Annotated in this window: 10 protein-coding genes; 9 read left to right on the top strand and 1 reads right to left on the bottom strand. The window is 39.6% G+C overall.

The genetic code is table 11. From position 1 onward, the window contains the following. Window positions 1-103 precede the first annotated feature (103 nt). The 9 genes from B5F77_RS08315 (at window position 104) to B5F77_RS08270 (ending at window position 5,346) form a co-directional block, all read left to right on the top strand. Complete coding sequence (locus B5F77_RS08315) at window positions 104-868, top strand: Abi family protein (protein WP_087329717.1); 765 nt, start codon at window positions 104-106, stop codon at window positions 866-868. 940 nt (window positions 869-1,808) lie between these two features. Then, the gene (locus B5F77_RS08310) at window positions 1,809-2,102 is read left to right on the top strand and encodes a hypothetical protein (protein WP_005807229.1); all 294 of its coding nucleotides are present in this window, start codon (window positions 1,809-1,811) and stop codon (window positions 2,100-2,102) included. Between the two features lie 5 nt (window positions 2,103-2,107). Next, window positions 2,108-2,290, top strand: coding sequence for a hypothetical protein (locus B5F77_RS08305; RefSeq protein ID WP_005807227.1), 183 nt, complete (start codon window positions 2,108-2,110; stop codon window positions 2,288-2,290). 5 nt (window positions 2,291-2,295) lie between these two features. After that, window positions 2,296-2,628: a hypothetical protein gene (locus B5F77_RS08300; RefSeq protein WP_005807225.1), complete on the top strand. Its 333-nt coding sequence runs from the start codon at window positions 2,296-2,298 to the stop codon at window positions 2,626-2,628. 12 nt (window positions 2,629-2,640) lie between these two features. After that, window positions 2,641-2,943, top strand: coding sequence for a hypothetical protein (locus B5F77_RS08295; protein WP_007215944.1), 303 nt, complete (start codon window positions 2,641-2,643; stop codon window positions 2,941-2,943). Then, window positions 2,927-3,184: a hypothetical protein gene (locus tag B5F77_RS08290; RefSeq protein WP_087329715.1), complete on the top strand. Its 258-nt coding sequence runs from the start codon at window positions 2,927-2,929 to the stop codon at window positions 3,182-3,184. Before B5F77_RS08295 ends, B5F77_RS08290 begins: the two co-directional genes overlap by 17 nt. 788 nt (window positions 3,185-3,972) lie before the next feature. Next, window positions 3,973-4,356, top strand: coding sequence for a single-stranded DNA-binding protein (locus B5F77_RS08285; RefSeq protein WP_005807219.1), 384 nt, complete (start codon window positions 3,973-3,975; stop codon window positions 4,354-4,356). Window positions 4,357-4,712: 356 nt separating this feature from the next. Further along, window positions 4,713-5,027 carry a hypothetical protein gene (locus B5F77_RS08275; protein ID WP_005807217.1) on the top strand — a complete coding sequence of 105 codons (315 nt, stop codon included), beginning with the start codon at window positions 4,713-4,715 and terminating at the stop codon, window positions 5,025-5,027. Window positions 5,028-5,055: 28 nt separating this feature from the next. After that, entirely contained in the window at window positions 5,056-5,346 is a 291-nt protein-coding gene (locus B5F77_RS08270) for an LPD11 domain-containing protein (RefSeq protein ID WP_008781644.1), read from the top strand. A gap of 111 nt (window positions 5,347-5,457) precedes the next feature. Here the strand turns inward: B5F77_RS08270 and B5F77_RS08265 are convergent, their stop codons facing one another. After that, window positions 5,458-5,964, bottom strand: a complete 507-nt coding sequence (locus B5F77_RS08265; RefSeq protein WP_087329713.1) for an HXXEE domain-containing protein — start codon at window positions 5,962-5,964, stop codon at window positions 5,458-5,460. Window positions 5,965-6,000 lie beyond the last annotated feature (36 nt).

The raw sequence follows: 6,000 nt of genomic DNA, 5'->3' as shown, positions 1-6,000 counted from the left end.
AGTATTCCAATATCTGGGCTGGGAGTACAATACCGGCAAGTATGTTCAAATAATCGTTTTCCATACTGCAAAATAAAGGTTTGTTCTTCATGCTAACAAATTTATCCCCACTAAATTTCTACTGAGCCAAAAGGAGAACCATTCGTTTCGCCCTAATAGCCATTTTGAGGAAGTTGTCCGGTTATATCTATTTGATAAACGATTAAGAAGTTTGATGTTTGCGGCCATTCAAGACTTGGAAGTGGCATTGCGTACTCGCATCATTCAGTCTTTTTCATTTCCATACGGGGCATTTTGGTTTATGGATGATACATTATTTAAAGACAAAGTTATTTATTTGTCGTGTCTTGAATGTATACGCAAAGAAGTTTACCGTTCGAATGAAGACTTTATAAAAGAACATTTTATGCGCTATGATGAACCTTCATTACCTCCCGTGTGGAAAACCATGGAAGTTGTTTCGTTTGGAGTCCTTTCTAAATTGTATTGCAATTTTCGGGATGTGCAATTAAAAAAGTATGTAGCGAGCAGCTTTGGATTACCTCAATATACCTATTTGGAAAGTTGGATGAAATGCGCAACGGTTTTACGCAATTACTGTGCCCATCATGCAAGACTATGGAACAGACGTTTCCCGTGGAAACCGCAATTGCCTGAACGTCTTCCGCTAAAATGGGTTCGGACATTACCACTACGGCCCTACAAGCTCTATGCCCAACTTTGCTATTTGTCCTATTTAGAACAGAATATTACGCCCTGTTCTCGTTTGAATGAAAAATTATCGGCTTTACTTGAAGGCGCGTCGCCTGCCTTTCTAAAAGCGATGGGATTTCCAGAAAGATGGAAAGAGGAAGAGCTGTTTCGTTGAAACATGGTTTCATCCTCCAAACCCTGGGGTTTCGTCCCTGAATCCCCCACTTTCGGATAAGAACTCAAAATTTTTTCTTTAAATCTCTTGCTATTTCATTTTTCCTCCTTACCTTTGCATCGATTCCGCAGTGGAGAGCGTTCCGCCTTTGGGAATCATCGAAATATTGACAAGCATTTTACGAAGATTATTCCTCTTCTGAAATCTGGTAAATTTAATATACAACTATTTAACCATTTGCAAATGAGTAGTTTATAAATTTTGTTTCTGAAACAAGAAACAAATCAGGAACAAAAATGGTTTTTTAGGTAAATCCTCGTTTTTTTGTTTGCATTACTTTTCATTCCTTTCACTTGCTTGCAATCAAAGCACCAATCCAAGCTATTACTATGCTTTCTCATCCTGATTCAATATATGTTTTTTCATATATCCAGGAATTCGCAGCGAAAAGAGAAAAGTATTGTTTTCAATGATCGATATCAATATGTGCAAAGTTAAAAATAATCATCCAAGCAATCAAATATTTGTCTATTTTTAGTTTACTTTAGTTTAGCATATATATAGGCTAATGGACTAAACTAAACTGTTTTTGCTCACTCTGCCACTCCCTTTTTAGACAGCAGAAAGTGGACTCCCTTTGACTCCGTCCTTTCTCTTTTCGCTGCAATATATTCCTTTATAAGTTTACGAGTAAATATTTGTCCCTATAAGCATTCGACTTCGGGCTATTTGATGAATTGTGCCGCAAAGGTATTTGTCATGTCTTTCTTGTATGCAAGGTATCCTTGAGGTTCACAACAAAATCTCCACCTTAGCGGTAGTATTTGGTCGTGAAACCTTGCATAAAGAGCCATGACACCTTATGAAGCGACATAATTAATCAAGCCTGAAGTAGTAAATGCTACATGAGGGAAAAAAAGAAAACTTAAAATAGAATTATATGGCAAATTATGCGACAAACATTTTCTACGCAAGTACGGAAAACCAAAATGACCTCAATAAGATAGAGGCTTTCTTGGATGACAATTTCAGTTGTTATGCAAACAAGTATGGCAATTCTGTTGATGCAGAATTTCCTTCCCGGTGGGAATATCCAGAAAAAGAAATGGACCAATTGGTTGCCTCACTGGAAGCAAAAGATAAAGTCTATATTAAAATTCTAACTTATGAATTTGAAAATGAATATGTGAGTTTTAGAATCTTCTCTCAAGGCAAGTGGGAAATAAAAATATAATAGTGATGAGCAACAGAACATTTGATAACGAAAGCGATATTATAGGTTTATCCTGTACTTTATCCACGGCTTATAAAGGCTACACGGAAGGTGTAATTGTGGACGACTATGGCACTACCATAGTTGTCCGCCTTGAAAGCGGCAAAGAGATTTCAGTATTCCGAGATGAAATTATTATTCATGATTAAGCAATATGGCACAGATAGCAACAAAATTCGTTCAATGGGATGTTCCGGAGCTGGCAACATTACAAGGCAGCCGAGTGTATAAGTTGCGGGAACATCTGAATAATGGCGGCAAACTCAATAGAGAAGACAAGAATTGGATTACTCGCAACGTGAGCGAAAGCACCTATTTCAAACGGGGGATTGCCTTGAGCGGTTATCATTTTGATTTTTCCGATGTTCTCAAGCGGTATTTCGTCAAACAATACGGGCATATCCAAGAATATTATGCCATAGACAAAACCGCATTACGCTCAATACTGTATGGCAGGATTGAGGATATAGTTGAAGTAGTACGTTAGAAGACATGGCTTATGGGAAAATTTGAATTTTATCAAGACTGTAAAGTCACAAGTTGGGAAAGAGACTATTTCACTGTGGAAGCCAACAGTTATGAGGAAGCAGAGGCAATCGTCCGGTCCTGGCGTTGCAAAGATGTTTCGAATATCATTGACAGCCGTCTTTCTCATGGAAGAAGTGAGGCTTTGCGTGATACTTCCGAGCTTTTGTTTCCCGAAGAAAACGATGGTTACTCGACTATTGAGATTTTCAACCAGGAAGGAGAATCTATCATGACTAATGCACTAAACGAAGACAATTATGAACGTAACGATTGAACACCCTTTTTGCCCTTACTGCAGCGAAGTGACAAATCTATATTTCAGAATTATTAACACGCTTCTTTTTTCAAAAGACGAAAACGAACTTCGCACAAGCATGGAGAGTCTAAAGAAAGAGATCCGGCTTGACGAGTATTTCACGTTCGGCTATGGGGCACACCATCTTTGGATATGCCAACGAAAACCGAGCGACAAAAACAAAATCTTTCCACACCGCATCATGATGATCCAATTCTGACATGGAGCCTCTGTACTATACGGACTGGAGTTGAATATTCAGTTTCAGCCCGTAACTTCATTTACCGCAATAACCTTTTATATCCAAAACTTCATTGAGACGCAGATGGCCATTGGCCGGACAATGATTTTTGCCGGATTATCCATTTATATTCTCTTTTGGCTGCGCCATATCCCTTTATAAAATAGAAGCTGAAACTCGCATAACGCGCCCGTTCCGCTTTGTCTCCCAATCGGGCTTCAGCCCTTTTTTCATTTTGCCTTCTTTTCCCTCATTTCTCTTGCCGGATAAAGGCTGCAACACCGATACGCCAGCACCCCTTTGCCAATTCTTCGTCTTACGGCCTTTCCCACGCCGCAGCTTATACGCTTACTGCCAGTACGGCATATCATCCTTGCCGCTTCAAATCATGAGACATGGTGCTGTTTCCCGCCAGAAGCTCTTCTTCCTATGCCAGCCGAGAGTTGAAACCAATTCGTGCCCATTGACAGCACCGTCCGTCTTTATTATTCCTTTAACCAGTTGCCAATTGTTTTTCCTCTTCTTTTTCGTGACTGCTTTCTATTGAAGTCGCCATATCGTTTTTCGTTGCAAAGTTAGTATGCAGCCGGGCGCGACCCATGGTCTTGACCAATGGCGTAACAGTACAAATCTTCCTTTATCAAGCCTCCGGTTTGGGAGAACCCCAAAATAAAGAGTATTTATACGTTATCCTTGGTGCATCCCTTTACTGCACCTACTTTTTATGCACCGTAAAACTGATTTATTAACTTCAAAAAGCAATCGAAATGAAAAAGTACGAGAACAATTTCGCAGTAACCGGTTATGTCGCAAAAGACGCCGAGGTTTATCAATTCACCAACACAAGTGTTGCACGTTTCCCTCTGGCTGTTGCCCGCCAGGAGAAGATCGGCGAAGAAACCAAGCGCATATCCGCTTTCATGAACATTGAAGCGTGGCGCAAGAATGAAAATTCCGGGTCGTTTGACCAGCTTACCAAAGGTACGCTGCTGACCGTGGAAGGCTACTTCAAGCCTGAAGAATGGACTGACAAAGATGGAGTGCAGCACAACCGCATCGTGACGGTTGCAGTCAAATTCTATCCGGCTGTCGAGAAGGAGGAAGAAGTTCCTTCGAAACCGGCAAAAGAAGCGAAAAAGGGCAAGAAGTAATCCCTGTTTTCCTGACAAAGCGGCTTTCGGGCCGCTTTTGTTTTGCTCGAAGCCTTCCGTAATATAGCCTTTTGTATTTCACGTTTTCCCCTTTTATTGCAATGCCTGAAATTCCCTACACGCCTATTTCGAAAGCCCGGTTATTTATTCTGCAAAGTTTGATTGCCGGTTGTTTGTCCTGTCAAGGAACGCTTATGCTTGCTGCTGAAAAATCTTCCTTTCCGACATGTCGGAAAGAGTATTTTTCGCATCCTCCTTGCCTGACAGACCGCCAATCTTGTGGGCAGAAAAATAATCAACCTTCCGATACAGGATGTATCAGAGGGAAATAAAAAACAACTAAAAATTTTAATGATATGACATTCAGAGCATTTATGGCAGAGAACGGGTATAACGTACAGACTACTTTTTGGGAAGATTTTTCAGCGGCCGACATTTTCGGGTTATCGGCTATTCAGGACACTTTCAACCGGGCCTTTGAAGAGTGGAAAGGCAACTGCAAGTACCTTACGGAATTGGTGTTGGTATTGAATCACAAGATATGGCAGCACTATAAAACGAAACCGAATGTGGCGGCGTTGTATGATGCACTCTGGAGACAGGCAGACCAGTATGCGGTTGAGAATCTGAAGGACGAAGAGTTAAGCTATTATTATGACGTAACGGACTGATTGTATAACAAGTTAATGTAAATTGAGTATGAACACGAATAACAAGCCAAGCACAGCAGGAAGGACAACGGCTGATGATATATTGCAACGAGACGCACGGTTCAGATATATGCTGTTAGCCAGGATGCAGTCAGATTGTGAGTATTATTTGGATTACGGAGGCAGAGACCCCAAACGCCTGTGGGCAGGTGATGAAGAACGGCAAATCGATTTAATGATAAAGTTGCACGACAGCTTCAAGGAAGGAGAAAAGCCGCAGTGGCTGACAATGGACAAGATTTTGGAATACAAAAAGGAAATGATGGTGATGGTTGAGTAATTTGCGATATTTTACTTATTGTTATCATTTGAGAGCAAATTACTTTGCTCTCATTCTATTTGCCCCCATTTTAGCATTATGACACCTCAGAATAATTATTTACTTGCTTGATTATTGTCCTTTTTTATACCAATTGAATGCAAATCTATGCATAACCAAAAGATTTACAGCACCGATTATAATGCCTACAACAGCATAGATGAATAATTCCTTAAATGTTAAAATATAACTGGCTTTTTCAATTGCAAATATGCAATAAGGGATACACAGAATGGTCGTTATAATTGCCGGTATGTATTTTTTCCAAATTACAAATTGAAGAAAATGTATGATAAGATGAATGCTAAATGCAGTCAAAATACAGTACCAATAAATAATATTATTGGTCAACACACTTGTTATGGTCAGTATCGACACAATAAAAAACTCTTCTGCAACAATGATAGAAAAATTCCGTGTGTCAATATCCATAAATTTATTCATACGTTGTGCTATCCTTGGAAATCGCCTATCAAAATCGGAACGGTTCTTATTCATCCATTTCTCAATCATGATTATTTCTTCAAATTCATGTATCATGAAAATGATGGGAAAAAGAAGTAGTATAAATTTATCCATAACATAATTTATCCATCACGAAATAGTCCATTATTT

The organism is Parabacteroides sp. An277, from assembly GCF_002159645.1.
Classification (GTDB): Bacteria; Bacteroidota; Bacteroidia; order Bacteroidales; family Tannerellaceae; genus Parabacteroides.
Note: the sequence above shows the minus strand (reverse complement) of the source record. Positions and strands in the feature narration are given on the sequence as shown.

What these genes read in the sequence shown, in the direction of transcription:
- B5F77_RS08310 (WP_005807229.1), top strand. Translation starts at nt 1,809, where the DNA reads ATGGCAAATTATGCGACAAACATTTTCTACGCAAGTACGGAAAACCAA.
- B5F77_RS08305 (WP_005807227.1), top strand. Translation starts at nt 2,108, where the DNA reads ATGAGCAACAGAACATTTGATAACGAAAGCGATATTATAGGTTTATCC.
- B5F77_RS08300 (WP_005807225.1), top strand. Translation starts at nt 2,296, where the DNA reads ATGGCACAGATAGCAACAAAATTCGTTCAATGGGATGTTCCGGAGCTG.
- B5F77_RS08295 (WP_007215944.1), top strand. Translation starts at nt 2,641, where the DNA reads ATGGGAAAATTTGAATTTTATCAAGACTGTAAAGTCACAAGTTGGGAA.
- B5F77_RS08290 (WP_087329715.1), top strand. Translation starts at nt 2,927, where the DNA reads ATGAACGTAACGATTGAACACCCTTTTTGCCCTTACTGCAGCGAAGTG.
- B5F77_RS08285 (WP_005807219.1), top strand. Translation starts at nt 3,973, where the DNA reads ATGAAAAAGTACGAGAACAATTTCGCAGTAACCGGTTATGTCGCAAAA.
- B5F77_RS08275 (WP_005807217.1), top strand. Translation starts at nt 4,713, where the DNA reads ATGACATTCAGAGCATTTATGGCAGAGAACGGGTATAACGTACAGACT.
- B5F77_RS08270 (WP_008781644.1), top strand. Translation starts at nt 5,056, where the DNA reads ATGAACACGAATAACAAGCCAAGCACAGCAGGAAGGACAACGGCTGAT.
- B5F77_RS08265 (WP_087329713.1), bottom strand. Translation starts at nt 5,964, where the DNA reads ATGGATAAATTTATACTACTTCTTTTTCCCATCATTTTCATGATACAT.